Here is a 25,906-nt window from a genome sequence, read left to right on the forward strand (position 1 = left end):
GATCGCGCGACGCGCGTGGCGGGCTACCCGGGGCGATGGGGGCGCCGCGTGCGGCGCAGGGGCCTCCGGCGCAAGGGGGGCGCCGGAGGGGGGCTCGTGGGGCTCGCCGGCGCGGGCGATCAGAGCGGGCTGCCGGTCAGGCGCAGCTCGGAGACGTTGAAGCGCTGGCCATAGCCCAGGAAGCGGAGGCGCACGTAGCGGGCCTTGAAGCGCGTCGTGGTCCCGGTGGACCAGGTGCTCCAGCCGGCGGGCTTGCTGTTCGCGGCGAGGGTCCAGTTGCTCGGGCCCTCGGTCGCGTAGCTGATCTCCAGCTCCGAGCTGCTGCCGAGGTTGCCCGCGAAGTACTCGAGCTTCGTCACGTTGTACGGCTGCTTCATGTCGATGTACGCCGCCGCCGGGTACTCGTTCGAGAAGAGCCACTTGCCGTTCAGCCACGCCGTGGCCTCGTCGGATCTTGTCGTCCCGTCGAGCAGGCGCGACGCCGCCTCGGACTTGCCCTGGTCGACGGCCGTGAAGCAGCTGTTCTTCAGCACGCCGCCCGCGCCCACGCACGCGCCGCCGCCGGGATCGGCGTTGCCGTCGTCGCCGCCGGGATCGGTGTTGCCGTCGTCGCCGCCGGGATCGGCGGCGCCGTCGAAGGTCGACCGCACCCAGTCCCACCAGGTGACGGCGTGGGGGTCGCCGGCCTCGGTGCTGTAGCCGAAATGCCAGCCGATGTGCCCGAGCTTGTTGCCGCAGTACGCAGGGTCGCTCGAGTCCTCCCACGCGAGGCGGGTGAACCAGTCGAAGGTCGAGTCGCGGGCCACCGGGCTGCGGCGGCAATAGAGGTACTGCTGGATGCTCGACAGCGAGCCGCCGTGCTCCAGCAGGAAGCTCACGTTGCCGTCCTGCGACCCGATGCCCGCGAGCGGATCACCCCAGCTGATGCCCCAGAAGCTGGGGAGCGCGACAAGGGCCGCCATGTCCGCGGGCGCCACGCAGTTCCTCGTGTCGCTGCCCTTGCAGGCCTCGAAGCTCGCGACGCCCGCGAAGACCGAGTACGACGCGACCTTGCGCGGTCGCTTGGCGACGTAGGAGAGGACGGGGTCGGAGCCGCCCGAGAGGCCCGTCACGTGGACGGCGCCGGGCCTGACCTTGTAGCTGTCCTCGAGCGCGTCGAGGAGCGCGTCCTGCATCGTGGTGGCGTCGGCCACCCGCCCCTCGCTCCAGCCCAGGTAACGCGCGGGCGCGGCGATGATGAGCCCCTTGGGCCGGTATCCGCCCTTGATCTTGCCCGTGATGTCGCAGCAGTCCGAGAGCTGGTGCTGCACGCCGCCGTTCTGGCCGTTGCCGTGGTGGAAGAGGATGACGGGGCAGTCGCTCCCGCCGTCGTCCTTCCGGCACCCCTCCGCGGCATAGACGAGGGCCTCGTGCTTGCCGAGCTTCGACTGGTAAGAGAACCGGTCCATGCCCGAGGCCTTGTAGTTCTGCTCGGCCACGACGGCCGCGCTGCCCGCGCTCGTGATGTCCGCTTGCGCGGCGTCGCCCGCCACGCAGGCCACGAGGGCGAGGGGGCTCGCGACGACCATGAGAACGGGGGCGAGGAGTCGAAGAGACATGATGTACCTCAAGAATATTAAAGATTATTTACCAAGTCTGATTCACGCGAGGCCCGGCAGGGCCCCGTCGCAGAACGCCGGGTCGCCGAACGTGTCGAGCGAGAGCCCCATCGCCTGGCACAGCGAGGTCAGGAGATCGTTGTGGGCCCGGTTCTCGAACTTCAGGTAACGACCCGTCCGGAAGTGTCCGCCCGCGCCCCCCGCCAGCAAGAACGGCATGTTCTGGTGGGTGTGGTAGAAGCCGTCGGACATCTCGTTGCACCAGAGCACCACGGTGTGGTCGAGCACCGAGCTGCCGTCGCGCTCCGGCATCTCCTTCAGGCGGCCGAGGAAGTACGCGAGCTGCGACGCGTACCAGCGGTTGATGTCGATCACCTTCCGGGTGACGACCGGATCGACGGTGCGATCCGCCTCGCGCACGACGTGGTGGGAGAGCTCGTGGTGCCACTCCGGCGCGTCGACGAAGGGGTGGCGCGCGTTCGCCGCGGCGGCGGTCCACTGCAGCGATCCGACGTGGGTGATGCCGCAGCCGAGCGCTGTCGCGAGGATGTCCATCTGGGCGCGGCCGACGTCGGGCATCTTGTCGTACGTGTCCCAGCCCTCCTCCCAGTCGCCCGGGCTCGAGTGGAGGAGCCCGGGGGGCGCGCACGCGATGCGCCCGTCGAGGCGGGCGTCGAGGTCCGCGAGGGCGGCCTCGTGGGCGTCGATCCGCTGGCGGTCGGCGCCGCCGAGGCGCGGCGCGAGGCGCTTCGCCTCCTCGCGGGCGAAGCGGAGCACCTCGCGGCGGCGGTTCTTCCGGCGCTCGGCGTCCGGGTCCACGGTCGCGAGCCCGGCGAAGGCGCGGTCGAACGCGGCGCTCGGGTTGTTCTCCGGCGGGACCGGCTGCCCCGCGCCGGCATACAGCAGGTGGTCGCGGGAGCTCGGCGCCCCGGAGCGCACCCCGAGCTCGAGCGACCGGAGGTAGTCGTCCTGGCCGACGGCGGCGGCGATGACCTGATCGACGCTCGGCCCGGACGCCATTTCGTTGCCCTCGACCAGCGCGGGCAGCCGGCCGGTGAGGAGCTTCGAGCAGCCGTGTCCGCCGCTCGGGCCGTCCTCGGAGATCCGGATGCTCAGCCCGCGCTCCCTGCGGAAGTCCGAGTCCGGCTCGCCCTCGGGGCCGAAGAGGAGGAGGTGATCCCGGAGCGGCTCGAGCGGCTCGAGGATCGGACCGAGGGTGAAGTCGCGCTCTCCGCCCGTGGGGCGGAACGCCGACTCGATGGTGCCGTTCGGCGTGAACCACACGACGAAGCGCTTGCGCGGTCCGGGCTGATCACCGCGCGCGGTGGGTCCCGCCATGAGCGAGCCAAGGGCGCCCGCGAGGAGCCCGCCGAGCAACGTCCGCCGGTTCATTCTTCGTCCGATCACAGCTCACCTCCGCCGTCGCCAGCGACCTCGGCCACGCGACGCGACCTGAACGCCTCGCTCTTCACGATCCGCACGAGCAGCGCGTGGATGTCGCCGCCCTCCTCCTCGAACGCGTCGCCGAGCGACTCGAGCTCGCACGCGTCGCCCTCGGACGCGCCGCGCCGCACGGCGTAGCGGAACCAGTGCTCGACGAAGCACGCGCGCGCGTCGACCGACGAGACGAGGCGCTCCGCGAGCTCGACGCCGCCGTCGACCTCCCCGTCCGCGCCGTCGGTCCCGACGACCTCGCCTGTCGCGTCGATGGGCATCCCGTTCTCGGTGGCGCGGTAGCGCCCGAGCGCGTCGTACGTCTCGAGGGCGAAGCCGAGCGGATCGATGAACTGGTGGCAGCCCTGGCACCCCGGCTGCGAGGTGTGCGCCGCGAAGCGCTCGCGCGTGGTCCTGGCCGGCTCGGCGGCGGGCGTCGGCACGTTGAACTCGACGTCCGGCGGGGGCTCCCCGAGCTCCTGGCAGAGGATCTTCTCGCGCAGGAACACGCCGCGCCGGATCGGATCCGACTGGTCGAACTTGCCGAGCTTCGCGAGCAGCGCCGGCTGGGTGAGCAGGCCCATGCGCGTGGAGGCGTCGAGCTCGACCGGGGAGAGCTCGTCCCCGAGCTCGCCGCCCACGCCGTAGAAGCTCGCCAGGCGCGCGTTCATGAAGGCGCGGCGGGACGTGAAGAGATCGTCGTACGTCCCGCCCGACCAGACGGCGTCGTCGAGGAACGCCTCGAGCGAGGCCTGGAGGTCCCGGGCGAGCGCGGCGTCGAACTCCGGGAAGACCTCGGGGTCGCGGTTGATGGACCCGACGTCGCCCACGCCGAGGAGCTCGCGGAAGAAGGCCGCCGTGGTGGCGCGGGCGCGCGGGTCCTCGAGCATGCGGCGCGCCTCGACCTCGATGTCCTCCGGCGTGCGCAGCCGGCCCTCGGCCGCGGAGGCGAAGAGGGCGTCGTCGGGCATGGTGCCCCAGAGGAAGTACGAGAGGCGGCTCGCGAGCTCGTGGTCGACGATGGCGATGACGGAGCCGGGGGCGGCGCCGCCGTCGTCGGGCCAGTGGTAGAGGAACTGCGGCGAGGAGAGCGCCGCCTCGATGACGAGGCCGACGCCCTCGAGGAAGGGCCGGGCGCCGTCCTCGCGCGCGGCGCGGTAGACGTCGAGCAGCGCGGTCTCCTCGGCGGCGGTGAGCGGCCGGCGGAACGCGCGCGCGCCGAACGCCTGCACGAAGGCGCGCGCGCAGGCGTCGTCCTCGGTCGCGCAGGGGACGATGCGCTCGGGGTGCTCGAGGGCGCGCGCGGCGAGCGCCTCGGCGGCGCCCTGCAGCTTCTCGACGAGGAGCGGCGAGACCGTGAGCCCGAGGGGGAAGCCCTCGACGGCGTCGTCCGCGGGGAAGCCGCTGGACGGGCGCGGCTCGTCGGGGTCGAGCGCGAGCAGGTCGACCACGGTGCGGTCGTACTGGTCGCGCGTCAGGTGGGCGAGCGGCAGGGGCGACGCCTCGCAGGCGGCGGGGCCGTCGGCGGGGCCGTCGCTCGCGACGTCGTCGCCGGCCGCGGGGTCGGCGCCGAGGACGCCCGTGCACCCGCCGAGGGCGACGGACGCGGCGAGCGTGAGCTCGACGAGCCGTGGCCTGAGACGAAGGAGAAGGGAAGTGCGCATCGTGGGCCTCGAGGGACGCTGAAGGGCGTCTGGTGAGGACGTTCAGCACGGGGCGTGCCGGGGCCGGGATCAGCGCGATTTCCCGGGATTCGAGCGTGTTCGTTGGGTGGGGGTGACGCCGGAGGTCGCGCGCGGCCGGAGGGGTGCGACCTGCGGCGTCGCAGGGCGGGGTGGGCGCGACCTCGCGCGTCGCAGGGGGCGGGGCGGCGCCGTGAGGCGGCGCGGGGCGCGATGGCTGTGTCAGCGCGAGCGGGCCTTGATCCGCTGGAAGTGGCGCCGCGCGATCCCGCTCGCCGCCGCCGCCCGCGACACGACCCCGTCGTGAGCCGCGAGCACCTGCTCGACATACCGCCGCTCGAACTCCTCGACGACCCGCGCCCGCGCCGCCGCGAGCGGGAGCTGCGCCCGGAGCGTCTCGTCCATGAAATCGGCGCCGCGCGGCGCCGCGCCCGGCGGCGCCGCGCCGGGCGCGCTCGCCGGCGACGCCTCCGTCTCGGGTGGCTCCTCGGGCAGCAGCGTCGCGTCCCCGAGCGCCACGGCGCGGAGCACCGCGTTCTTGAGCTCGCGCAGGTTGCCGGGCCAGGCGTCGTCGGACCAGCGCGCGACGAGCGCCGGCGGCGGCGCGCCCTCGGCGCCGGCCAGCCGCCAGAAGTGCTCCGCCAGGAGCGCGATGTCGCCCGCCCGCGCGCGCAGCGGGGGCAGCTCGACCCGCGCCACGGCGAGGCGATGGAAGAGGTCGTCGCGGAACCTCCCGGCCTGCACCTCGTGATCCAGGTCCCGCCGCGTCGCGCTGAGGATGCGCGCGTCCACGCGGAGCCACCGGTCCCCGCCGACCCGGCGGATCTCGCCCCGCTCGATCGCGCGCAGGAGCTTCGGCTGGAGCGCGAGGTCGAGGTCCCCGATCTCGTCGATGAACAGCGTCCCGCCGTCGGCCTGCTCGAAGACGCCCCGGCGCGCGGCCGTCGCGCCGGTGAACGCGCCCCGCTCGTGGCCGAAGAGCTCCGACTCGACGAGGCTCGGGGGGACCGCCGTGCAGTCGAACACAACGAACGGCCGCGCCGCGAGCGGGCCCTCCTCGTGGAGCGCCTCGGCGAGCACCTCCTTGCCCGTGCCCGTCTCGCCCTCGATGAGCACCGGGACGCGCGCGGCGGCGAGCTTGCGGCAGAGCGGGTACAGCCGCCGCATCGCGCGGCTCGCGCCCAGCATCCGCCCGAACGACGAGCCGGGCGGCACCGGCGGGTTCTGGCCGCCGGCCTGCCGCTCCACCCGCAGCCGCGTCGTCCCGACCCGGAGCGTCTCGCCGCCCGCGAGCCACGCGTCCCGGATGGCCACATGATCGACGAACGTGCCGTTGGTCGAGCCGAGATCGGTCACCCGCAGCCGCGCGCCCGTGAGCTCGAGCGCGCAGTGCCGCCGCGATACCTCCGGATCGTCGAGCCGGAGATCGCAGGCGGACGACTTGCCGACGAGCACGCGGGAAGGGCTCGAGCCATCGAGCACCAGGCGCTGGCCCGCGGCGGGCCCGTCCGCGATCGCGATCGCGAACGTCCCGTCCGGCAGCTCCGCGACGATCCCCCGGACCGACGTTGCGCCGGTGAGCTCGAGACGGTTCGACATGTGCGTGAAACCTATCACGCCCGGATCACGCCCGAATCACGCGCCGAGAGAGCGCCCGCCGGCCCCTCCGCCGCGCGATCACGCCGCCCGCCTGGCCGGCGCGCCGCCATCCCGACCGGCAGCCGCCGCAGCGCCCGTGGGAACGCGGCGGCGTTTCGGGTGAGACAGTTCCCTACGTCTCACCCAGAACCTGCGTGTGCGACGGATCGCGTGAAAACGTCCGAGGTGCGCGCGTGATACCTTGGACTTGCATGCGCTTCGTGCTCGTTCTCGGGGTCCTGGCCGGCGCCGGGCTCTGCCAGGGTTGTCTCTTCCCGTCGTTCGACGCGCTCACCCGGTGTGAGCAGGGCTGTGGCGGAGCGACGGCCGTCTCCTCGTCGTCCGGCGGGGGGGAGGCCTCGAGCAGCGTGGGCGCGGGCGGCGCGGGCGGCGAGGGCGGCGCGGGCACGGGCGGGGCGGGCGGGGCGGGCGGCGCGGGCACGGGCGGGTCGACGCCATCGCCGTGCGTCGACCCCCTGGGCCGCGGCGCCGATGGCGTCCTCATCACACCTGCGGGCCAGGACCATCCTCCCTTCTGCATCGATGCCGTCGAGGTGAGCTTCGCGCGTTACATCGACTTCCTGGCTGCGGTCCCATCCATCTCCGACGAGGACCGCGCTCGGTTCCTCGGCGCGGAGTGCGCGAGCATCCCGCTCACGCTCGATGACGAGGGCCTGCTCGGGTATTACGCGATGACCCAGGCCTACTCGGACCCGACGTTCCCGAGCCAGGCGCTGCCGGCGATCGGCATGACCTGGTGCCAGGCGCGGATGCATTGCCGCTGGGCGGGAAAGGAGCTCTGCGGCCACCTCGACGGCGCGAGCGCCGAGGGCTCGGACTGGCGCTCTTCCCGCTGGGTGGCGGCGTGCTCGAACGGCGGCGAATACACCTATTCCTACAGGAGCGACACGCCGGACGCCGCCCGCTGCAAGGTAGAAGGTTGCTCCCCGGAGGAGGGCTACAGGGCGCTCGACCCGGCGGCCGAGAATGCGCGCTGTGAAGGCGGGGTCGACGGCCTCTACAACATGAGCGGCAACTCGTACGAGTGGGTCGACAACTGCGTCGACACGGGCACTCCCGACGTCTTCGACGACGACGAGTGCTTCCCGCGCGGCGGCGCTTGCGGGCTGGGAACGGAGTACACCTACTGCGCCTTTCCCGGCCAGAAGCACGCCCGGGGCACGGCGTACGAGTTCGTCGGCGTCCGGTGCTGCTGGGACGCGCCCTGACGCCATGCAGGTCATCGGCCGCTACGCCCTGTTCGACGAGCTCGCCCGCGGCGGCATGGCCACGGTGCACCTCGGCCGCCTCCTCGGCACCGGCGGCTTCGCCCGCACGGTGGCGATCAAGCGCCTGCACCCGCACCTCGCCCGGGATCGGGAGTTCGTCGCCATGCTCCTCGACGAGGCGCGCCTCGCCGGGCGCATCCGGCATCCGAACGTCGTCGCGATGCTCGATGTGGTCGCCACCGAGCGCGAGCTCTTCCTCGTCATGGAGTACGTCCACGGCGAGGCGCTCGTGCGCCTGCAGAAGGCCTCGGCCCGCACCGACGGCAGGATCGCGGCGCCGCTCTGCGCGGCGATCCTCGTCAACGTGCTCGAGGGGCTCCACGCCGCGCACGAGGTCCGCGGCGAGCGCGGCGAGCCGCTCGGCCTCGTGCACCGCGACGTGACGCCCCACAACGTCATGGTGCGCGGCGACGGGACCGCGCTCGTCGTCGACTTCGGCGTCGCCAAGGCGGCCGGGCGCTTTCACACGACGGAAGAGGGCAAGATCAAGGGGAAGCTGCCCTACATGGCGCCCGAGCAGCTCCGCGGCGGCGACGTCACGCGGAGGACCGATATCTACGCGGCGGGGGCGGTGCTCTGGGAGGCGCTCGTCGGACAGCGGCTCTTCGACGGCACGAACGAGGCCGAGGTCCTCGAGCAGATCCTCTACACCGCCGTCGAGCCGCCGGGGCGGCGCGCCGTCGGGGTCCCCGCTGCGCTCGATGACGTCGTGATGCGGGCGCTGGAGCGCGACCCGCAGAAGCGCTTCGCCACGGCCGCCGAGATGGCGCGCGCCGTCGAGGCGGCGGTGACCCCGGCGCTCACGTCGCAGGTGGCCGCCTGGCTCGGCGGCCTCGTGGGCGAGGCGCTCGCCCGGCAGGAGGAGAAGCTCGCGGCGATCGAGGCGGCCGTGCTCGATCGGATCGGGCCCCCGAGCGGCGATATCCCGGCGTCGATCGCGTCCGGGGCCGTGCTGCTCGACGCCGGCGCTACCGTGCGGGCGAGCCGCGCCGGGCTGTCGTCCCGCCCGCCGCGGGCGGGCGCCTCCTCCGCCCCGCCCGAGGAGATACCGCCGCGTGCCACGCTCCCGCAGGCGCAGGGGGCCGGGGAGGTCGCGCTCGAGAGGGCGCCTGCCGCAGGGGCGGAGCGCGCGTTCGACACGACGCCTGCGGCGGTCGGCCCGTCGAGCCCGACCGCCGTGGGACCCAAGGCGCGCCGGATCTGGCCCTGGCTCCTCGCGGCGGCGCTCGCCGCGAGCGTCCCGATCGCCTGGCTCGGGCTCCGGTCCGGGGCCGCGCCGCCCCCGCCGGAGGGCGCGCCGGAGCCGTCCGCGGCGGCGGATCCTTCAGGCCGAAGCGCCGGCGCCGCGCCCGCGGCGGCCGTCGCGCCCGCGTCGGCCGCCGCCGCCTCCGAGCCGCCGCCGCGGGCGCCCCTGGTCGCTTCCGCGAGCGCCTCTCCTGCGGCCGAGGGAGCAGCCGCCTCCGCGCCCCCGGCCGCGGGCGCCGCCCCGACCGCCGCGAGCGCCGCCGCATCGGCCGTCCCGGGGGCCGCCTCGTCGCGCGCCGCCCCGCCTCGATCCGGCGCCGCCTCGCGGCGCGGCGCGGCGCCGAAGCGCCCGGCGGTCGACTGCGCCGTGCCGTACACCGTCGACGCGCAGGGACGGAAGATCTACAAGCGAGAATGTCTGTGATACGCGCCATGAGCGTCGGGCTCGGCGTCGCGTTCGGCCTCTCGCTGTCCGGCGGCGCGGCCCATGCGCTCGACAAGGCGCAGTGCGCCGCCGCGGCGGAGGAGGCGCAGGCGCTCCGCGACGCCAGCAAGCTCGGTCTGGCCCGCGAGAAGCTCCTCACCTGCGCCCAGCAGGGCTGTCCTGCGGTCGTGCGCGACGACTGCGCGAGGTGGCTCGGCGAGGTGGACGCGCGGCGCCCCTCGCTCGTCTTCGGCGCCCGGGATCCCCGCGGCGGCGACCTCACGGACGTGCGCGTCTCCGCCGGCGGTCGCCCGCTGGTCGAGCGCCTCGACGGCTCGGCCGTCAGCGTCGACCCCGGCAAGCTCGACCTGCGGTTCGAGTCCGCGGGGCTGCCGCCCGTGGAGCGGACGATCGTCGTCCTCGAGGGCCAGAAGTCGCGGCTCGTCGAGGTGGTCATGGGCAGCGCGCCGCCCCCGGCCGGGCCGGGCGCTGTCCCTCCTCCTGGAGCCGCTCCCCGCCTCGCCGGGGCAGCGCCCGGCGACAGCGGCGTCTCCGTCGCCCCCTGGATCTCGCTCGGGGTCGGAGCCGCCGGGCTCGCGGCCTTCGGCGTGCTCCAGGGCCTCGCGCAGGCCGAGTATGCCGACCTCGAGGACGGCTGCGGCAGGACGAGCTCGTGCACCGAGGACGAGGTCGCCCCCACGCGCACGAAGTTCGCCGTGTCCGGCGTGATGCTCGGCGTCGGGGGAGCCGCCCTGGCGCTCGCCGCGGTGCTCTGGCTCGTGGACGTGCCCGCCGAGCCCGCCGCCGCCGCCGGCCCCCGGATCACCGCGGGCGTCGGCCCGGGCGGCGGCTTCGTGCAGCTCGCGCTGCCGCTCGGGCTCTGAGCGACGAGGTCGCTGGAACGCCGATCACATTGATCAAGTGAGAACTAGACCGCCAAGACGCCAAGGACGCCAAGATAGGATTCTCTTTTTGGCGCTCTTCGCGTCTTGGCGGTTCGAAGTTCTGCGCTTTGGCGCTGCTTGACGTGAGTCGATCGATGCGGTGTTGCCGATCCGGTCCATGGATGTTCAACATGCCCTTGATTCGAACATGCCTGCTGAGCCCGGCGCGGACTCACATCATGGACCTGGACAGCCGTTCGGTGACAGCGGCGTGGCTGTGGACAAGACAGCTCCCGAAGCGTTCGCGCGACCCGTTCGGCGCGCCGCTGACAGGTGGCTCCCAGTTGTGGCGTCGTGGTATAGGCCTTGTCGGTGTTCTCCCCCGGGTTTGCCGAACGTTGCTTCTCGCTCCATCCCGCGCCGCAGGCGCTGCTGCGCCCTGACGGGTCGATCGCCACGGCGAATCCCGCGCTGGCGCGCGCGGCGGGCGTCGACCGCGAGCGGGTGCGGGACGTCCACATCGCCGAGCTGGTGCACCTCGAGGATCGCCGGCAGGTCGAGTCGTGCCTGGTGGACCTCGGGCGGGGGGAGCAGGCGCGCTCGTGGCGCGCGCGCCTCCAGCCGCGGGGCGCCGGTGCGCGCTGGATGGACTGGAGCGCCGCGGCGCCCGCGGGCGAGCGCGTCGTCCATGTGATCCTGCACGACGTGAACCAGCTCCACGAGGCCGAGCGCGCGGCGCACGAGCGCGAGCGCTTCCTCTCGTCGGTGTTCAGCAACCTGGTCGGGATGGTGTACCGGTGCCGTAACGAGCCGGACTGGCCGCTGGAGTTCATCACCGACGGGTGCCAGCAGCTCACCGGTTACTCGCCAGAGCAGTATGTCGATCACCGGGTGATGTATGGGCACCTGATCCACCCCGAGGACCAGGCGCGGGTATGGGACGAGGTGCAGGCCGCGCTCGGGGTGCGCCAGCCGTTCACGCTGCGTTATCGGATCAGGACGGCCGAGGGCGAGGAGCGGTGGGTGTACGAGCAGGGGTGCGGGGTCCGCGCGGAGGACGGCGCGCTGCTCGCGCTCGAGGGCTACGTCACCGACGTCACCGAGCGTGTGCGCGCGGAGCAATCGCTCGCCGAGAAGCTGCGCCTCATCGAGGCGCAGGCAGAGGCGATCCGCAACCTCTCCACGCCGATCATCGAGGTGTGGGACGGGGTGCTCATCCTGCCGATCATGGGCTTCGTGGACCGGGAGCGGGCCAACCAGATGACGGAGGCGCTGCTCGACGCGGTGGTGACGAGCGGCAGCAGCCATGTGATCGTCGACCTGACCGGGGTCGACATCATCGACACCGAGGTCGCGAGTCACCTGATGAAGATGCTCGACGCGGTGCGCGTGCTCGGCGCGCAGGGAGTGCTGTCGGGCATCCGGCCGGAGGTGGCGCGGACGATCGTCGCGCTCGGGGTGGATCTCTCGCGCCTGCCCACGCGCAACGGCCTGCGGGACGCGCTGCTCGACTGCATCCGCGCGAGGAGCCGCGCCGCGCGCGCGTGACGGCGAGGGCCTGGTCAGCCCCGGCGCACGCCGGAGCGAGCCATGGAACGCCATCCGACCGCGCACCTGCCGGCCATTGCGTTGCTCGTGACGCGGGCGCCTGTATCCAGGGCGCCTGCGCCAGGGCGCCTGCGCCAGCCATGACCGCCCGATCATGCCCTGCCCGCGCGCGGGGCGCGCGTTCGGCCTGGCTGCGAGAGAGGCATTCGTCGTGCATGGGGGGGCGCCCACTCCGATTCCCTTGCCGACGAGGTCCTCGATGAACACCGCACATGCCTTTCGCCTGACGCTCGCCCATCGCCTCTTCGCCCTGCTCGCGCTGCCCGCCGCGGGCGCCTCCGCCGGCTGCCTCAGCATGAGCAGCTGTCCCGAAAATCCGGAGCCCGTCTCCAAGGTGGCCTGCTTCGCGTGGCCGCAGGACGACGCAGGCGGCGCAGGCGGCGGCGCAGGTGGCGAGCCGCTCGCGTGCCCATCGCGGTCGGAAGGGCAGGAGATCCTCAACCAAACGCACTTCGCGTCCCACTCCGTCAAGAGCGACGGGACCTTCAAGGCCGGCGAGTGCTGCTATGAGGCGTACGTCATCCCGATGTGCGAGGGGCGCCCGTACCTCGTCGACGAGCTGGCGCGGACGGCGCCCTCCGTGCGCGGCCGCCACGACGCCGGGTGGGGCGCGGCCGAGGCCATGACCCCGCGGATCGATCACCTGTCCGCCGATCTGCAGGAGGCGCTGGCCGCGGCGTGGACGCGCGACGCGCTCTTCGAGCATGCGTCCGTGGCCTCGTTCGGCCGCTTTGCCCTCGATCTGCTCGCCGCGGGCGCGCCGGCCGGCCTCGTCGAGGAGGCGCACCGCGCTGCGCTCGACGAGGCCCGCCACGCGCGCCTCTGCTTCGCGCTCGCGAGCGCCTACGCGGGCGAGGCGATCGCCCCCGGGGCGTTTCCGTTCGAGGGGCGGGTGGAGGTCGAGGCGGACCTCGCGTCGATCGCGGCGCGCGCCGCGAGGGAGGGCTGCATCGGCGAGACCCTCGCGGCCGTGATCGCGGCCGAGGAGCTCGGCGCCGCGGAGGACCCTGCGGTCCGGAGCGCGCTCTCGATCATCGCCGCGGACGAGGCGCGGCACGCGGAGCTCGCGTGGCGCACGGTGGCGTGGGCGATCCGCGCGGGCGGCGAGGGCGTGCGCGCGGCGGTCGAGGAGGTGTTCGCCGGGCTCGAGCGCGCGGATGCGTGGGAGATCGCGGACGGGGGGGAGGACGACCGCGCGAAGGGCGCAGCGCTCGCGTCGCACGGGCGGTTCGGGGCCGCGGCGCGCGCCGAGGCGGCCGCGCGCGCTGTCGCCGAGGTGGTGCGGCCGGCGGCGAAGCTGCTCCTGGCGCGGCGCGGGGACGGCGCGGCCCGGAGCGAGATGGTGGTCTGAGCGCAAAGGTCCCTTCGGTTCACGCCTCCGCGTCGCGTCCGCGCGCCCCTCGTGCGCGCGTTGTGCGGTGACGCGCTCTGCGGCTAGGCTGGGCGTATGTCCGATCTGCTCGTCAACATCGATGTTCCGGCGCTCGACCCGGCTCTCGCGTTCTATACACGCGCGTTCGGCCTCCGCGTCGGGCGACGCTTCGGCGACTCATTCGTCGAGCTCCTCGGCGCGGCGGCGCCGATTTACCTCCTGGTGAAGCCGGCTGGCAGCGCGCCCGCCGGCGGCGCGTCCCCGCGCGACTACCGGCGCCACTGGACGCCGGTCCACCTCGACTTCGTCGTCGAGAATCTCGAGGCCGCCGCGCGCCGCGCACAGGAGGCCGGCGCGGTCCCCGAGGCCGACATCGAGGTGGCCGCGTGGGGACGCATGCTCCGCCTGGCCGATCCCTTCGGCCATGGCATCTGCCTTCTTCAGTTCAGCGGCCGCGGTTACGACGAGATCGCCACCCCCGGCTGAGCGCGGCACGCGTGCGGCGCCCGTCGCGGCGTCGTGCCTTCGGCGCGACCGCACCTCGAATCCTCACCCTCGTGAAGCTGGATGTCCCGTGGGGCGACATCGTGATACGCGGGACGCTCCAGTCCGGCATCGCCTATGCGACCAGCGCGGAGCGCGCCCCATCCGCGTCCTGACGACGCCGGCGCCGGCGCGGGCGCGGAGGTGATGCGCCCCGCGCCGGCCAATACGGTGCGCCGAGATCACGTGACCTCGCGCCCGACGCCCGCGCCGGGGCGCGCCTCCTTCTTCGCGAGCAGGTAGCGCTCGAGCAGCAGCACGAGCTCCTCGGCCAGCGCTCCGGAGCGCAGGTCGCCGGGCCGCTCGATGATCGCCTGGTGCACCACGGCGTGCGCGACGGTCTGGAGCATCCACCACGCGAGCTCCACGTCCGGCGGGGCGCACCCCCACGCCGAGAGGAGCTGCCTTGCCTCGTCGAGCAGGAAGCCTTCGCTCGCTGCGGACCGGAGCTCCTTGATGCGCGGCATCTGCTCCGAGAACACGCGGTGGAGCTCGGGCTCGACGGCGTGGGCGGCGATGCCTGCCTCCACCATCGTCCGCAGCAGCCGATCGAGCGAGCTCCCGCGATGGGCGACGAGCACGGCGCGCGCGGCCCCGCGCCCCTGCTCGACGTGCCGGCGGTGCAGCTCGGCGAGCAGCGCCTCCTTGCTCGGAAAGAACTGGTACAGCGAGGCGACGTTCACCCCGGCGCGCTGGGCCACGCGGTTCGTCGTCAGGCGCGCGTACCCTTCGCGGACCAGAATGTAAGCAGTCGCCTGGAGGATCGCCTCCACCGTGGCGCGCGACCGCTCCTGCGTGGGCTGTTTCCGGGGCGTGATGGCGACCCGCTTGCGCATGAAGCCATGCTGGCAGAACACGAGCTGACGAGGCAAGCGGCGGCCTCCATCATGGCGTGAGTTCACCTGACAGGAGACAGCCCATGAATCAGTCGCTGAGCACGCATGTTCTCATCGCGGGGGCGGGGCCCACCGGCCTGACGCTCGCGTGCGACCTGGCCCGTCGCGGCGTGGCGTGCCGGATCATCGACAAGGCCCCAGCCCATTTCGCTGGCTCCCGCGGCAAGGGAGTGCAGCCGCGCACGCTGGAGGTGCTCGACGATCTCGGCGTGATCGACGCGGTGATCGCCGCCGGCGCGCCGTACCCGCCGATGCGAGCGCACGACGGCGCGACGGTGCTGGGCGACTGGGCGATGTTCGAGCGGCGCGAGCCGACCCCGGACGTGCCGTATCCGAACATCGTGCTCCTCGGGCAATGGCGCACCGAGGAGATCCTGCGCGCCCGGCTCGCGGAGCTCGGCGGCCGCGTCGAGCTCGCCACCGAGCTGACCGGCTTCGAGCAGGGCCGCGACGGCGTGACGGCCACCCTGGCCCACGCGGGCGGGACCGAGCTGGTCCGCGCCGCCTACCTGGTCGGCGCGGATGGGGGCCGCAGCTTCGTGCGCCGCGCGCTCGGCGTGGGCTTCCAGGGGGAGGCCCTGGAGGCGCACCCGGCGCTCGTGGGGGATGTCTGCGCTGACGGGCTGGATCGCGAGCGCTGGCACGTCTGGCCGAAGGCGAGCGGCGGCCCGGTGGCGCTGTGCCCGCTGCCCGGCACGGATCGCTTCCAGATCGTGGCGCCGCTCCCCGGCGAGGGGGCGCTCGACCTGACGCTGGCGGCTGTCCAGCGGCTGTTCGAGGAGCGGACCGGGCGCTCCGACGTCCGGCTGCGCGACGCGAGCTGGCTCTCGCTGTACCGGCCCAGCGTGCGGATGGTGGACCGGTACCGGGTCGGCAGGGTGTTCCTGGCCGGCGACGCCGCGCACGTGCACCCCGCGGCGGGCGGGCAGGGCCTGAACACCGGCATCCAGGACGCCTACAACCTCGGCTGGAAGCTCGGCCTGGTGCTGGCGGGCGCCCCCGAGGCGCTGCTCGACACCTACGAGGAGGAGCGGCTGCCCATCGCCCGGGCGGTGCTCGGCATCACCGCGAGGCTGCATCATCAGGCCGCGCAGGGGAACCCGGGGGCGGCGCGGCGCGGCTCGGAGACGCAGCAGCTCGACTTCAGCTACCGGGGCAGCTCGCTCGCCCGCGACGAGCGCGGCGCGCCGGCGCGCGTCCATCCGGGGGACCGAGCGCCCGACGCACCCTGCCATGACCACGCGGGCGCCCCGGTCCGCCTGTTCGATGCGTTCCGGGGTCCGCACTTCACGCTGCTGGCCTTCGGCGCGGCCCACGCGGACACGGTCGCCCGGGTGCATGCCCGCCACGGCTCGACGGTCCAGGCGCGCGCCGTGGTGCGGCCGGGGGAGCCAGCCGCCCAGCGAACCCTCGTCGACGCCGGCGGGCACGCGCGCGCGGGCTACGACGTCGACGGCGACGCGCTCGCGCTGGTCCGCCCGGACGGCCACATCGGATGGCTTGCCTCCCCGGGCACGGCCGGACAGCTCGACGACTACCTCTGCCTGCTGGGCGTGGCCTAGCGAGCGCGCTTGGTCAGAGGATCGCGCTTGCCCGCGCGCCTCGCCGTGGTTCTTCGGGGCGCCGCTCAGCCGTCAGGTCTGCAACGCAGCAATCTCAGGAACGAAATCCTCGGGGCGATCCTTACGGGTAACTCCGCGAAGTGAATAGAGAAAGCCCCTGGCCCGAGTCCTGCTAAAAAGGGATGGCAGAGCGCCCGTGACGGCTTCCCCCCCCCGCCGTCGAATGGGCGCTCTGTTTTTTGTGCTCCGGCAAAGCGGCCGCCGGGGGTCGCCGCTGCGGACGGCTGGCTGGCACCCGGCCACGGCCGCTACGGGTCGGCGGTGACGAGCGCGATGGCGAAGCCGTCGTACCCCTTGCTGCCGACGGTCTGGATCGCCGTCGCGCTCACGCGCGGCTCGACGGCGAGCAGCTCGGCCAGGCGACGCGCGCCCTGGACGTTGGGGTCGGCGCTCTCGGGGTCGACCACGGCGCCCCTGCGCACGACGTTGTCGACCACGATCACGCTGCCGCGGCGGGAGAGCTTGAGTGCCCACGCGAAGTAGTCGGGATTGCTGGGCTTGTCGGCGTCGATGAAGATGAAGTCGAACGGGCCGCGGCCCTCGGCGGCGAGCGCGGGCAGCGTGTCCAGCGCTCGCCCCAGGCGCAGCTCGACCGCGTCGGCCAGGCCGGCGCGCTCGAGGTTCGCGCGGGCGACCTCGGCGTGCTTCGGGTTCGATTCCAGCGTGATCAGGCGCCCGTCCGCAGGCAGCGCCCGTGCGAGCCAGATCGTGCTGTAACCGCCGAGCGTGCCGATCTCGAGGATCGCGCGCGCGCCCTGGATCCGCGCCAGCAGATGCAACAGCTTGCCCTGGTTCGGCGCGACGTTGATCGCGGGGAGGTCGGCCGCGGCGCTCGCCTCGAGCGCTCCATCCAGCGCGGCGTCGGCCGGAACGAGCAGATCGGTGATGTAGCGATCGACGGCGGACCATTGCTCCTGAGCCATGAATCTCTCCTCCTCGGCGGCGACCACGGCCGCCGCGCGCGCGTGCGCTGCGCGTTCGGAATGTGAAAAAATCAGGTAGTGATGGATCTGAGCCTCTGGAAGGGCGGCTCCCGGCCAGGCTCGATGCTGGACGTTTGTCCGTTATAACAGATGGCGCGCTGGGGCACACCACCTGCGGCGGCGTGCGGATCGTTCCTACCGGGGCACGAGGACCCGGACGTCCCAGGGCGCGAGGTCGAGCGGGAGGGAGCGGCCGTGGAGGCGCGCGGCGGCGCCGCTCAGGCTGTCGCGCAGGCCGCCCCGCGCGTGGCCGGCGAACGGCTCCGGGACGACGATCCGCTTTCTCGCCGGTCGATCGCTGAAGTTCAGGACCACGAGCGCGAAGCGCGACGCGTCGTCGCCGTGCCGGAGGTAGGCGAGGATCTCGTCGTCCGGCCCGGCGTGCAGGGTGAGCAGCCCGGGCGCCCGGAGGGCCGCGGTGGAGCGCCTGAGCCGGATCAGCCGCTCGTAATGGCGGGCCAGGGCGCCCGGCGCCGGCCGTGAGACCGGCTCCAGGCCGCCGTAGGGCTCGTACTCGGCGCCGAGCTCGTCGAAGGAATAGACGCACGGGATCCCCGGCAGCGTCAGCAGCGCCGCGGCCGCGACGCGCGTCATCCCCGGGCCGTGGCGCGTGATGAAGCGAGCGCCGGTGTCGTTGTTGTTGATGAACCGCAGCGTGCGCTCGGCGCGCGAGGCGCCCGCCGCGGTCGCGGAGAGCGCCGCGCCGAGCCGCGCCGCGACGCCGCGCGGCGCGCTGAACACGTCTTTCCAGGCCCAGTGTCCGAGCTCCTCGGTCCAGTCGTAGGCCGCGTCGAACCCGTTCTGCAGGTAATAGGGATCGCGCGCGGAGGCCTCGGCGATCAGCGACAGCTCCGGGTTCACGCGCCGGAGCTCCGCGGCCCAGGCGGACCAGAGCGCGCTGCGGCGGTCCTTGATGCCCCACGCGGCGTCGACGCGATAGCCGTCGATGCCGAACCGCCGTACCCAGTGCAGCGACACCTCGAGCATCCAGCGCTCGACCTCGGCGTTGTCGTAGTTGAGGTTCGGCAGGTGCTCCCAGTCGAAGTAATGGGTGGGCTCGCCGCCGTCGTCGCGATCGTAGAACGCGAACGTGTGAGAGCGGCCCTGGCGCTGCTCGGCTTGCCGGAAATACGGGTGCTCTGCGGAGGTGTGGTTGGGCACGAGGTCGAGCAGCACCCGGATGTCGCGCCGGTGCGCCTCGTCCACGAGCTCGCGGAGATCGCGCTCCGTTCCGTAGTCGGGCCGCACGGCGAAGTAGTCCGTGACGGCATACCCGAAGTCGCCTGGAGGCGCGCCGAAGAGCGGAGACAGCCAGATCGCGGTGACGCCGAGCTGCTCGAGCGCGGGCAGGGCGGCGCGGACGCTCTCGAGCGGCGGGTCGCCGAAGAAGGGCGGCACGACGCCGTAGAGGATGGCGTCGTCGATCCACGCCCGCGCGTTCGCTCCCGGGCGCGCCGCGTCGGGCGGCGGCGCGACGCGCGCGGCGTCGCTGCGGCCGCGGTCGTCCTGGACGCGGAGCTCATAGAGCGCCGGATCCGCGGCGTCCGTGGCCGGCAGCTCGAGGCGAGGGCCCAGCCCGAGCCGCTCCGGCGTCGCGGCATCACGCAGCCGGAGCCACTCGAAGGCCACGACCTCGGCGCGCGAGCGCTCGCTGGGCTCGCTGCTCGCCGCGTCGAGGAGGAGCCTGCCGTCGGCCCACGCCGCGCGGGCGCGGGCCCTCGGCGCGTCGCGCAGCCTGACGTGGTAGGTGACGGGCGCGGAGGCCAGGTCGCCCGAGCCCGTCTCCCGGCAGCGCGCGACGATCTCGTTCTCGCCCTCGAGCAGCGGGACGTCCGCGGAGAACCGCTGCGGGGGCTCGATCGCCGCGGGGATCGCCGCGCCGCCCACCTGGACGACGCAGTCCTCCAGCGCCCCCGGCCCGGCGAGGGCGCCCTGGATGCGCGCGCTCCAGGCCCAGACCTCGGCGTCGCCGGCGTGCAGCTCCAGCCGGGCTTGCGTCGTCCGGGAAGGGGGCGGGGACGGGGAGGTCGCGGCCGATTCGCAGGACGACGCCGCCGAGAGCAGCGCCGCCATCCATGCGAACCTGGCGAGCGGCCGCGGGCGCCGCCCCGGACAGCGGGGGTGCTGTCGCCGGACAGCGGTGCTCGCGTCGAGCGGCGCGACCGACGGAGACTGGCATGCACCCAGGGGGGAGGAGGTCAATCGATCGACAAGGGATCTCGGCATGGCGCGGCGCGGGGAGCGGGGGAGCCCTTCTATTCCGGAACTGCCCCCAGCGGATCGCCGCAACGGAGGACGCGCGGAGTTTTATGTCGCGATTTCCCCCGTCTCCTCCGTGTGCGTGTGTCGCAGCGGACACCGCGGCGCCGGCGCAGGCCGGGTATCCTCCTCGCCTGTGCGCTCCTGCGCTGGAGGCGGCCAGCGCTACGCGGCGCGGAGGGCGCTGCGGTCGCGGGCGCGCAGGGCGACCGGGACGCCGCCCGCGGGGCCCAGCGTGACGTTGCGCCGCGCGGGGCGCGGCGGTCGCTCGTCGAGCAGGCGGAACTGCCACGCCGAGAGCGCCACGCCGAGCACGATCTTCATCTCGAACATCGCGAAGGCCGCGCCGATGCAGCGGCGGTTGCCGCCGCCGAACGGCAGGTACTCGAACGGAGAGAACTTGCGTTCCAGGAAGCGCTCGGGCCTGAACCGGGAGGGCTCGGGGTAGAGCTCCGGTCGGTGGTGCACGAGCAGGATGCAGGGCGCGACGCCCGTCCCCGGCTGGAGCTCGTGCTCGCCGAGGCGGAACGGCTGCGCCACGAGGCGCGGGACCTCGGTCGCGATCGGGTACAGGCGCAGCGCCTCCTTGCACACCGCGTCCAGGTAGGGCAGCGCGGCGAGGCGCTCCGGGTCGGGCTCCGGGCCGAGGGCGTCGATCTCGTCGCGCAGCCGCGCGAGGACGCCGGGGTCGCGGTGCACATGATCCAGGGCCCAGGCGAGGGCGAGCGCGGTGGTCTCGTGACCGGCGAACAGCAGGGTCCGGAGCTGGTCGAAGATGGCCTGGTCGCTCATGGCCGACCCGTCGTCGTAGCGGGCCGAGACCAGGAGGCTCAGGATGTCGTCGCCCGGCGTCGCGCGCGCGCGCTCGATCTGATCGCGGAAGAGGGCCTCCAGGGCCTCGACGCGCCGGCGGAAGCGCGCGTAGGGGCCGAAGCCGCCGAGCTCGCGCTGCAGGAGCGGCAGGAAGGCGAGCGCCGGGGTCACCGCGTCGCCCATGGCGACGACCGCGCGGGCGAAAGCGCGCGTGCGATGCGGCTCCTCGACGCCGAAGACGGCGCGGATGATGACGTCGAGCGAGATCGCCTGGGTGATCTCCTGGGCGACGGCGCGGGGCGCGCGCGCCGCCTCGGCGAAGCGGCGGGCGGCGGTGTCCGCCATGATCGCCGCGTAGGCGCGCATGCGATCGCCGTGGAACGGCGGCGTCAGCAGCTTCCGCTCGCGCCGGTGTCGCTCGCCCGAGAGCATGAGGAGCGAGTGCTCCCCGAGGAGGGAGGCGATCGATTTGACGGCGTAGGGGACGAACGTCTCCGGCGGCGCCGTCATCACGTCTTGCACCGACGCGGCGCTGCCGGCGATCACGACGTCGCCGTTGTACATCGGCATGTTGAAGACATCGCCGTAGGTGTCGGCGCACCGGAACAGGAACTCGAGCGGACGCGTGAGGAACTGGTAGGTCGTGCGAAGTCGGCCCTGCGGGCCTCGGGGTAGATGGCTCATGGCGTACCTCGGGAGGGGCTCGCCCCCGGCGGCGCGCGGCGCCTCACCGGGAGCGATGCAACGATGGGGACGCCGCGGCGCCGCCGCAGCGGCGCCGGGCGCCAACGTTGCGACGGATCGCGCCAGGCCCGGCTTGCGGCGGGGGGGTCGCGATGAAGCCCATCGCGCCACGTCACGAAAATCTGATTCGACGTCCATCGAAACAGCTTGACGGGCGCCGCGCGGCGCCGCAGATTTGTTTCGATGACCATCGAAGCGGATTCTCCGGCGCGCGCGCTGGGCGTCGAGGCGCGCGTCGGCGTGCTCAAGGCGCTCGCCGACGCGTCGCGGCTCCAGGTGGTGAGCGCCCTGATCGGGCGGCCTCACTGCGCCGAGGAGCTGGCCGAGCGGCTGGGGCGCTCGGCGTCGACGGTCTCCTTCCACCTCCGGAAGCTCGACGAGGCCGGGCTGGTGACGAAGCGCAAGACCCAGTACTACCAGGTCTATGCGCTCCGCGACGACCTGCTCCGCCTCACGCTGAAGGAGCTCGTCGCGCTGCCTTCCGCGGGCGACGGGCCCGCGCAGCGGCGCGCGGAGCGATCCCGGACTCAGGTGCTGCGCGCCTTCTTCCGCGGGGGCGTGCTGGTCCAGATGCCGAAGCAATGGCGCAAGCGGCGCATCGTGCTCGAGCAGTTCGTGGGCCGGTTCCAGGCGGGCCGGAGCTACCGGGAGCAGGAGGTGAACGAGATCATCCATGCCCTGTACCCCGACCACTGCACGATCCGGCGCATGCTGCTGGACGAGGGGTACATGACGCGCGACAGCGAGCTCTACAGGCTGATCGAGGCGGAGACGAGGACACCCGAGGCGGAGACCAGGACGCCAGAGGCAGGAGCGAGGGAGGCGGGCGTGAGCAAGGTGGAGACGCGCAAGGATCTGAAGCGGCAGTATCTCGAGACCCCGAAGCAAGCGGGGATCTTCCAGGTGAAGAACACGGTGAACGGCAAGGTCCTGCTCGGCAGCAGCACGAACCTCCATGGGCCGCTCAACAAGCACCGTTTCATGCTGTCGAACGGCATGCACATGAACCAGGAGCTCCAGCGGGACTGGAAGCAGCACGGGGCGGACGCCTTCACGTTCGAGGTGCTCGAGGTCGTGCGGCAGAAGGACGAGCCGGGGTTCTCCGTGTCGGATGAGCTCACCCTGCTCGAGCAGATCTGGCTGGAGAAGCTGTCGCCCCTCGCGCCGCGCGGCTACAACACCGCTACGCGGATCCGCGAGTGAGCCGGCGGGGAGACCAGAGGCCGAGGCCCACGGCCGTGTCCGTCGCACGCGGTTGGGGCCCTGCCCCGTGACGCGGTGTACGTGCTCCTGAACCGGCGGCTCCGTTCCATTACGGTCTGTGTCCACGGATGGCTGACGGCTGCAGCAGCGCCAGGGCGAGCACCAGCACGTAGGCCGCGGCGCCGCCGTGGACCGAGAGCGCCAGGGCGGGGGAGGCGCCGTTGCTCCACGTGGTCAGCGCGTCGACCACGGGCATCACGGTGCAGGCGAGCACGAAGACTCCCGCCGCGCGCCGCTGCCGGGTGGCGACCAGGCCGAAGATGGCCAGCGCCACGCCGAGGTCTCGCCCGGATTTGATGCGCAGCCAGGGAACGCCGGCGCGACGCCCTCGGCCATCTCCGGTAGGTCCCACGACGGGCACCCTGATGGCGGCAGGCGTCGAGAAGGCGGCTCCGGCGTCCACCCGACCCCTCCACCGCGACTCAGGCCCGGTGCAGCCTGAAGCCCTGCTGTCCCGCCCCGCCGAGCCCGTCCTTCAGCTTCATCGACGGGATCTCGTAGTCACCGTGGTTCTGCGGCCGGTAGGCGATCGGCCGCTCGGCGAACAGCCCATGCAGGCGCCGATCGAGGTCGGTCGTTATGGCCCGGAAGCGCTCCTCGTTCATCCGCTCGGCTCGGTAGACGACGAACGGATCGAGCACAGAGAAGCCGGGGTAGAAGAGGATGCCGTGCTGGATCGGGAACAGCAGGTCATCCATCGGCCCGTTGATGCCGCGCTCCGCGTAGTGGTCGGCCCAGCCGCCGGCGGTGACCACGAGCATGGCGCGCTTGCCGGCGAACACGCCCTCGCCGTAGCGGTCGCCCCAGCGCCGGTCCGAGTGCTCGCCGACGCCGTAGGCGAAGCCGTGCGCGAAGACGCGCTCGACCCAGCCCTTCAGGATCGCCGGCATGGAGAACCACCAGAGCGGGAACTGGAGGATGACGGCGTCGGCCCAGAGGAGGCGCCGCTGCTCCTCGGCGACGTCGGATGTCTGCGTGCCATTGGCGAACGCGCGGTGCGAAGCGTCGATGAGGCGCAGGGGTGCGCCTCCGGGCTCGGCCGGGAAGTCGGCGCCATCGAGCGCCGCCTTCCACCGTTGCGCATAGAGGTCGGAGACGAGCACCTCGTGCCCGGCGGCGGTGAGCGTCGCGACCATCCTGTCGCGGAGCGCACCGTTCAATGAGCGCGGTTCGGGATGCGCATAGACGATGAGGAGGTTCATGCCTTGTCCTTTCCCAGGAGTGTTCTTCTCGCGCGGTGGGATCACCGGGCTGCCCGGGGCGGCCGGGTTGACGCGTCGAAAGCTACGGCCCTCCCCGGCATCGTTGAAAGCGTGGTTCTTCTGTGCTGCTATCATCTGGGTGGATAGCAGCCGCCTCGACCTGAACCTGCTCGTCGCGCTCGACGTGCTGCTCGCCGAGCGCAACGTGACGAGGGCCGCCAGGCGCCTGAACCTCAGCCAGCCGGCGCTGTCCGCCCAGCTCCAGCGGCTGCGCGACCTCATCGGCGACCCGCTGCTGCTCCCCGCGCAGCGCGGCATGACGCCCACGAGGCGCGCGCTGGAGCTGCAAGCGCCGCTGCACGAGGCGCTGGAGGGCGTGCGCGCCGTGCTCGCCGCCGGTGCCGCCTTCGACCCCGCGACCGCCGAGCTGACGGTCGCGGTCGCCGCGTCGGACTACGTGCAGTACGCGCTGCTGATGCCGCTCGCCTTTCAGCTCCGGCGCGAGGCGCCGGGCGTGCGGCTCGCGTGGCGAGCGCTCGACGGCGCCCAGCTCGCGGACCAGGCGGAGCGCGGCGAGGTGGACCTCGCCTTCATCACGCCCGAGACAGCGCCCGAGCACCTGCAGCGCAGGAAGGTGCTCGACGAGCGCTACGTCGTCATCGTCCGGCGCGACCACCCGCGGGTCTCGCGAGCCGTCAGCCTCGACCAGCTCTGCGCGCTCGACCATGTGGTGGTGAGCCCGCGCGGCGGCGGCTTCACGGGCGCGACCGACGCCGCGCTCGCCGCGCTCGGACGTGAGCGGCGCGTGGTCCTGTCCGTGCCCTCGTTCCTCATGGTGCCGGAGATCGTGGCGCGCTCGGACATGGCAGCGCTCGTCCCCGAACGCGTGGCGCGCGACCGCGCCGACCGGCTCCAGCTCCTGGAGCCGCCCGTCCCCGTACCGGGCTTTGCCATCGCGATGGTGTGGCACCACAGGACAGCCAGGCACCCCGCGCTCACCTGGCTCCGGGACCGGGTGCGATCGCTCGCGGGCGACGTCGGGTGAGCGCCGTGCCTGGCGCGCCGCGCCGCCGTCCCCGCCCGCGCCTCATCGCCGGGCGACGCGGCGCTAGCGGGCGCAGGTGCGCCGGTACTCGCCCGGGGTGGTGCCCGTCCAGCGGCGGAAGCTGCGGTAGAAGTGGCGCGGCTCGCCGTAGCCGAGCAGGAAGGCGATCTCCTGGAGCGCGAGATCGCGCCGGCGGACGAGGTCGAGCGCCTTGCTCCGCCGGACCTCGTCGAGCTGCGCCGTGAACGAGGTGCCGAGGTCCTTGAGGGCGCGCTGGAGCGAGCGCGTGCTCATGCCCAGCGTGCGCGCGATCCCGTCCTGGTCCACCACGTCGCCGCGGTCCAGCCGCTCGTCGATGCGGGCGCGCACGCGGGCGTCGAGCGGCGCGGCGCTGCCCAGGGGCGCGGCGCTGGCCGGCGCCGCGCGCGTGGCGAGGAGGTGCTCGGCCTGGCGGACGAGGTAGTCGCGGACCAGGGGATCCGCGCCGACGACGGGCGCGTCCAGCACGCGCGCGTCGTAGACGAGGCCCGTGGCGCCCGCCTCGAAGCGCGCGGGGGCGCAGAGCGCCTCCTCGTAGAGCGACGGCGGGTGCCGGCGAGGGTGTCGGAACATGGCCTCGATCGGCCGCGCTGAGCCGTCGAGGTAGAGCGCGATGAAGCGCGCGAGCGTCGCGATCATCAGCTCGATCGGCTCGGCCAGGGCGACGACGCGCGGCTCGTGCTCGAGCGCGAGGTGGACGACGTCGCCGTGCTCCTCGAGCGTGATGCGGAGGTACGGGTCCATGAGGCTGCAGAAGCGGCCATAGACGGCGACCCCCTGCCGCAGGGTCTCGCTGTGGCGGAGGACGTGCCCGACGATGCCCACGACCGACACCGGGATCCAGCGCGAGTACTGGAGCCCGAGCGGCTCGCCAGGGAAGCGCTGGAGGAGGAGCTCCCACAGCGAGAGGAGCGACCCGTACGGCACGAGCTCGTCGGGCGCGTCGAGCGCCTCGGGCGCGATTCCAGCGGCGCGGAGGAGATCGTCGCGCGGCACGCCGCGCGAGGAGGCGAAGGCGATGAGGGCCGCGGGGATCGATGCAAAGACGACGTCGCCGTCGAACATGGCGTGCGCGGAGGATAGCGCAGGCGCCCGAGGAGATGCGCGCGCGGGAGCGCGTCACGACGCCAGGTGGCCCGGGCCGCGTGGGGGCAGCGCGGTCCGGAATCGCGTCAGCCACGACCGCGCGATCGGCAATGGCGCGAACCCCACAAGGCCTCTCGCCGTTCGGAACGAAGCGGGCTTGTCGCGCTGCGGACGATCGCGGCCGTGACTCGTGGGCTCTGATCGACGTTTCACGATCATCGTACGGCGTGCACCTTG

At 73.3% G+C, this 25,906-nt stretch carries 20 protein-coding genes; 9 read left to right on the plus strand and 11 right to left on the minus strand.

Annotated elements, in window-relative coordinates; all coding sequences use genetic code 11:
- Positions 1 to 119: 119 nt before the first annotated feature.
- From WME76_RS11555 to WME76_RS11570, 4 genes are all read right to left on the minus strand, one after another.
- Positions 120 to 1,598, minus strand: coding sequence for a discoidin domain-containing protein (locus tag WME76_RS11555; protein ID WP_437960189.1), 1,479 nt, complete (start codon positions 1,596 to 1,598; stop codon positions 120 to 122).
- Positions 1,599 to 1,640: 42 nt separating this feature from the next.
- A complete protein-coding gene (locus WME76_RS11560; protein ID WP_437960190.1) occupies positions 1,641 to 3,005 on the minus strand; it encodes a DUF1552 domain-containing protein in 1,365 nt (454 codons plus the stop codon).
- A complete protein-coding gene (locus tag WME76_RS11565; RefSeq protein WP_437960191.1) occupies positions 3,002 to 4,696 on the minus strand; it encodes a DUF1592 domain-containing protein in 1,695 nt (564 codons plus the stop codon). The genes WME76_RS11560 and WME76_RS11565 overlap by 4 nt, the downstream gene beginning before the upstream one ends.
- A gap of 240 nt (positions 4,697 to 4,936) precedes the next feature.
- On the minus strand, positions 4,937 to 6,313 hold the full coding sequence (locus WME76_RS11570; protein ID WP_437960192.1) for a sigma 54-interacting transcriptional regulator: 1,377 nt from the start codon (positions 6,311 to 6,313) through the stop codon (positions 4,937 to 4,939).
- A gap of 260 nt (positions 6,314 to 6,573) precedes the next feature.
- On the opposite strand from WME76_RS11570, the gene WME76_RS11575 reads away from it, so the two are divergent.
- From WME76_RS11575 to WME76_RS11600, 6 genes are all read left to right on the plus strand, one after another.
- Positions 6,574 to 7,581 (plus strand): formylglycine-generating enzyme family protein, encoded by a 1,008-nt coding sequence (locus WME76_RS11575; protein WP_437960193.1) that lies wholly within the window; start codon positions 6,574 to 6,576, stop codon positions 7,579 to 7,581.
- A gap of 4 nt (positions 7,582 to 7,585) precedes the next feature.
- Positions 7,586 to 9,310, plus strand: coding sequence for a protein kinase domain-containing protein (locus tag WME76_RS11580; protein WP_437960194.1), 1,725 nt, complete (start codon positions 7,586 to 7,588; stop codon positions 9,308 to 9,310).
- 8 nt (positions 9,311 to 9,318) lie between these two features.
- On the plus strand, positions 9,319 to 10,194 hold the full coding sequence (locus WME76_RS11585; RefSeq protein WP_437960195.1) for a hypothetical protein: 876 nt from the start codon (positions 9,319 to 9,321) through the stop codon (positions 10,192 to 10,194).
- 372 nt (positions 10,195 to 10,566) lie between these two features.
- Entirely contained in the window at positions 10,567 to 11,742 is a 1,176-nt protein-coding gene (locus WME76_RS11590) for a PAS domain-containing protein (protein WP_437960196.1), read from the plus strand.
- Between the two features lie 259 nt (positions 11,743 to 12,001).
- Entirely contained in the window at positions 12,002 to 13,153 is a 1,152-nt protein-coding gene (locus WME76_RS11595; RefSeq protein WP_437960197.1) for a ferritin-like domain-containing protein, read from the plus strand.
- Between the two features lie 96 nt (positions 13,154 to 13,249).
- Positions 13,250 to 13,660 carry a VOC family protein gene (locus WME76_RS11600; protein ID WP_437960198.1) on the plus strand — a complete coding sequence of 137 codons (411 nt, stop codon included), beginning with the start codon at positions 13,250 to 13,252 and terminating at the stop codon, positions 13,658 to 13,660.
- A 239-nt stretch (positions 13,661 to 13,899) separates the two neighbouring features.
- Here the strand turns inward: WME76_RS11600 and WME76_RS11605 are convergent, their stop codons facing one another.
- On the minus strand, positions 13,900 to 14,553 hold the full coding sequence (locus tag WME76_RS11605; protein ID WP_437960199.1) for a TetR/AcrR family transcriptional regulator: 654 nt from the start codon (positions 14,551 to 14,553) through the stop codon (positions 13,900 to 13,902).
- Positions 14,554 to 14,636: 83 nt separating this feature from the next.
- Here WME76_RS11605 and WME76_RS11610 point away from each other — a divergent pair, with 83 nt between their 5' ends.
- On the plus strand, positions 14,637 to 16,175 hold the full coding sequence (locus WME76_RS11610; protein WP_437960200.1) for an FAD-dependent oxidoreductase: 1,539 nt from the start codon (positions 14,637 to 14,639) through the stop codon (positions 16,173 to 16,175).
- Positions 16,176 to 16,483: 308 nt separating this feature from the next.
- Here the strand turns inward: WME76_RS11610 and WME76_RS11615 are convergent, their stop codons facing one another.
- From WME76_RS11615 to WME76_RS11625, 3 genes are all read right to left on the minus strand, one after another.
- Positions 16,484 to 17,158, minus strand: coding sequence for an O-methyltransferase (locus WME76_RS11615; RefSeq protein ID WP_437960201.1), 675 nt, complete (start codon positions 17,156 to 17,158; stop codon positions 16,484 to 16,486).
- 195 nt (positions 17,159 to 17,353) lie between these two features.
- On the minus strand, positions 17,354 to 19,291 hold the full coding sequence (locus WME76_RS11620) for an alpha-amylase family glycosyl hydrolase (RefSeq protein WP_437960202.1): 1,938 nt from the start codon (positions 19,289 to 19,291) through the stop codon (positions 17,354 to 17,356).
- A gap of 351 nt (positions 19,292 to 19,642) precedes the next feature.
- Positions 19,643 to 20,974, minus strand: a complete 1,332-nt coding sequence (locus tag WME76_RS11625) for a cytochrome P450 (protein ID WP_437960203.1) — start codon at positions 20,972 to 20,974, stop codon at positions 19,643 to 19,645.
- A 243-nt stretch (positions 20,975 to 21,217) separates the two neighbouring features.
- On the opposite strand from WME76_RS11625, the gene WME76_RS11630 reads away from it, so the two are divergent.
- Complete coding sequence (locus WME76_RS11630) at positions 21,218 to 22,237, plus strand: metalloregulator ArsR/SmtB family transcription factor (protein ID WP_437960204.1); 1,020 nt, start codon at positions 21,218 to 21,220, stop codon at positions 22,235 to 22,237.
- A 109-nt stretch (positions 22,238 to 22,346) separates the two neighbouring features.
- Here the strand turns inward: WME76_RS11630 and WME76_RS11635 are convergent, their stop codons facing one another.
- Positions 22,347 to 22,700 carry a DUF4267 domain-containing protein gene (locus tag WME76_RS11635; RefSeq protein ID WP_437960205.1) on the minus strand — a complete coding sequence of 118 codons (354 nt, stop codon included), beginning with the start codon at positions 22,698 to 22,700 and terminating at the stop codon, positions 22,347 to 22,349.
- Positions 22,701 to 22,719: 19 nt separating this feature from the next.
- Positions 22,720 to 23,499 carry an NAD(P)H-dependent oxidoreductase gene (locus WME76_RS11640; protein ID WP_437960206.1) on the minus strand — a complete coding sequence of 260 codons (780 nt, stop codon included), beginning with the start codon at positions 23,497 to 23,499 and terminating at the stop codon, positions 22,720 to 22,722.
- 139 nt (positions 23,500 to 23,638) lie between these two features.
- Here WME76_RS11640 and WME76_RS11645 point away from each other — a divergent pair, with 139 nt between their 5' ends.
- Positions 23,639 to 24,544 (plus strand): LysR family transcriptional regulator, encoded by a 906-nt coding sequence (locus WME76_RS11645; protein ID WP_437960207.1) that lies wholly within the window; start codon positions 23,639 to 23,641, stop codon positions 24,542 to 24,544.
- A gap of 63 nt (positions 24,545 to 24,607) precedes the next feature.
- Here WME76_RS11645 and WME76_RS11650 read toward each other — a convergent pair whose 3' ends face one another.
- Positions 24,608 to 25,648: an AraC family transcriptional regulator ligand-binding domain-containing protein gene (locus WME76_RS11650; protein ID WP_437960208.1), complete on the minus strand. Its 1,041-nt coding sequence runs from the start codon at positions 25,646 to 25,648 to the stop codon at positions 24,608 to 24,610.
- Between the last annotated feature and the right edge of the window lie 258 nt (positions 25,649 to 25,906).

The organism is Sorangium sp. So ce119 (assembly GCF_051524405.1).
Classification (GTDB): domain Bacteria; phylum Myxococcota_A; class Polyangia; order Polyangiales; family Polyangiaceae; genus Sorangium; species Sorangium cellulosum_G.

Excerpts from the sequence above, each read along its gene's own strand:
- WME76_RS11570 (WP_437960192.1), bottom strand. The coding sequence starts at position 6,313 with ATGTCGAACCGTCTCGAGCTCACCGGCGCAACGTCGGTCCGGGGGATC.
- WME76_RS11565 (WP_437960191.1), bottom strand. The coding sequence starts at position 4,696 with ATGCGCACTTCCCTTCTCCTTCGTCTCAGGCCACGGCTCGTCGAGCTC.
- WME76_RS11595 (WP_437960197.1), top strand. The coding sequence starts at position 12,002 with ATGAACACCGCACATGCCTTTCGCCTGACGCTCGCCCATCGCCTCTTC.
- WME76_RS11640 (WP_437960206.1), bottom strand. The coding sequence starts at position 23,499 with ATGAACCTCCTCATCGTCTATGCGCATCCCGAACCGCGCTCATTGAAC.
- WME76_RS11610 (WP_437960200.1), top strand. The coding sequence starts at position 14,637 with ATGAATCAGTCGCTGAGCACGCATGTTCTCATCGCGGGGGCGGGGCCC.
- WME76_RS11600 (WP_437960198.1), top strand. The coding sequence starts at position 13,250 with ATGTCCGATCTGCTCGTCAACATCGATGTTCCGGCGCTCGACCCGGCT.
- WME76_RS11630 (WP_437960204.1), top strand. The coding sequence starts at position 21,218 with ATGACCATCGAAGCGGATTCTCCGGCGCGCGCGCTGGGCGTCGAGGCG.
- WME76_RS11620 (WP_437960202.1), bottom strand. The coding sequence starts at position 19,291 with ATGGCGGCGCTGCTCTCGGCGGCGTCGTCCTGCGAATCGGCCGCGACC.
- WME76_RS11605 (WP_437960199.1), bottom strand. The coding sequence starts at position 14,553 with ATGCGCAAGCGGGTCGCCATCACGCCCCGGAAACAGCCCACGCAGGAG.
- WME76_RS11555 (WP_437960189.1), bottom strand. The coding sequence starts at position 1,598 with ATGTCTCTTCGACTCCTCGCCCCCGTTCTCATGGTCGTCGCGAGCCCC.
- WME76_RS11650 (WP_437960208.1), bottom strand. The coding sequence starts at position 25,648 with ATGTTCGACGGCGACGTCGTCTTTGCATCGATCCCCGCGGCCCTCATC.
- WME76_RS11580 (WP_437960194.1), top strand. The coding sequence starts at position 7,586 with ATGCAGGTCATCGGCCGCTACGCCCTGTTCGACGAGCTCGCCCGCGGC.
- WME76_RS11625 (WP_437960203.1), bottom strand. The coding sequence starts at position 20,974 with ATGAGCCATCTACCCCGAGGCCCGCAGGGCCGACTTCGCACGACCTAC.
- WME76_RS11615 (WP_437960201.1), bottom strand. The coding sequence starts at position 17,158 with ATGGCTCAGGAGCAATGGTCCGCCGTCGATCGCTACATCACCGATCTG.
- WME76_RS11585 (WP_437960195.1), top strand. The coding sequence starts at position 9,319 with ATGAGCGTCGGGCTCGGCGTCGCGTTCGGCCTCTCGCTGTCCGGCGGC.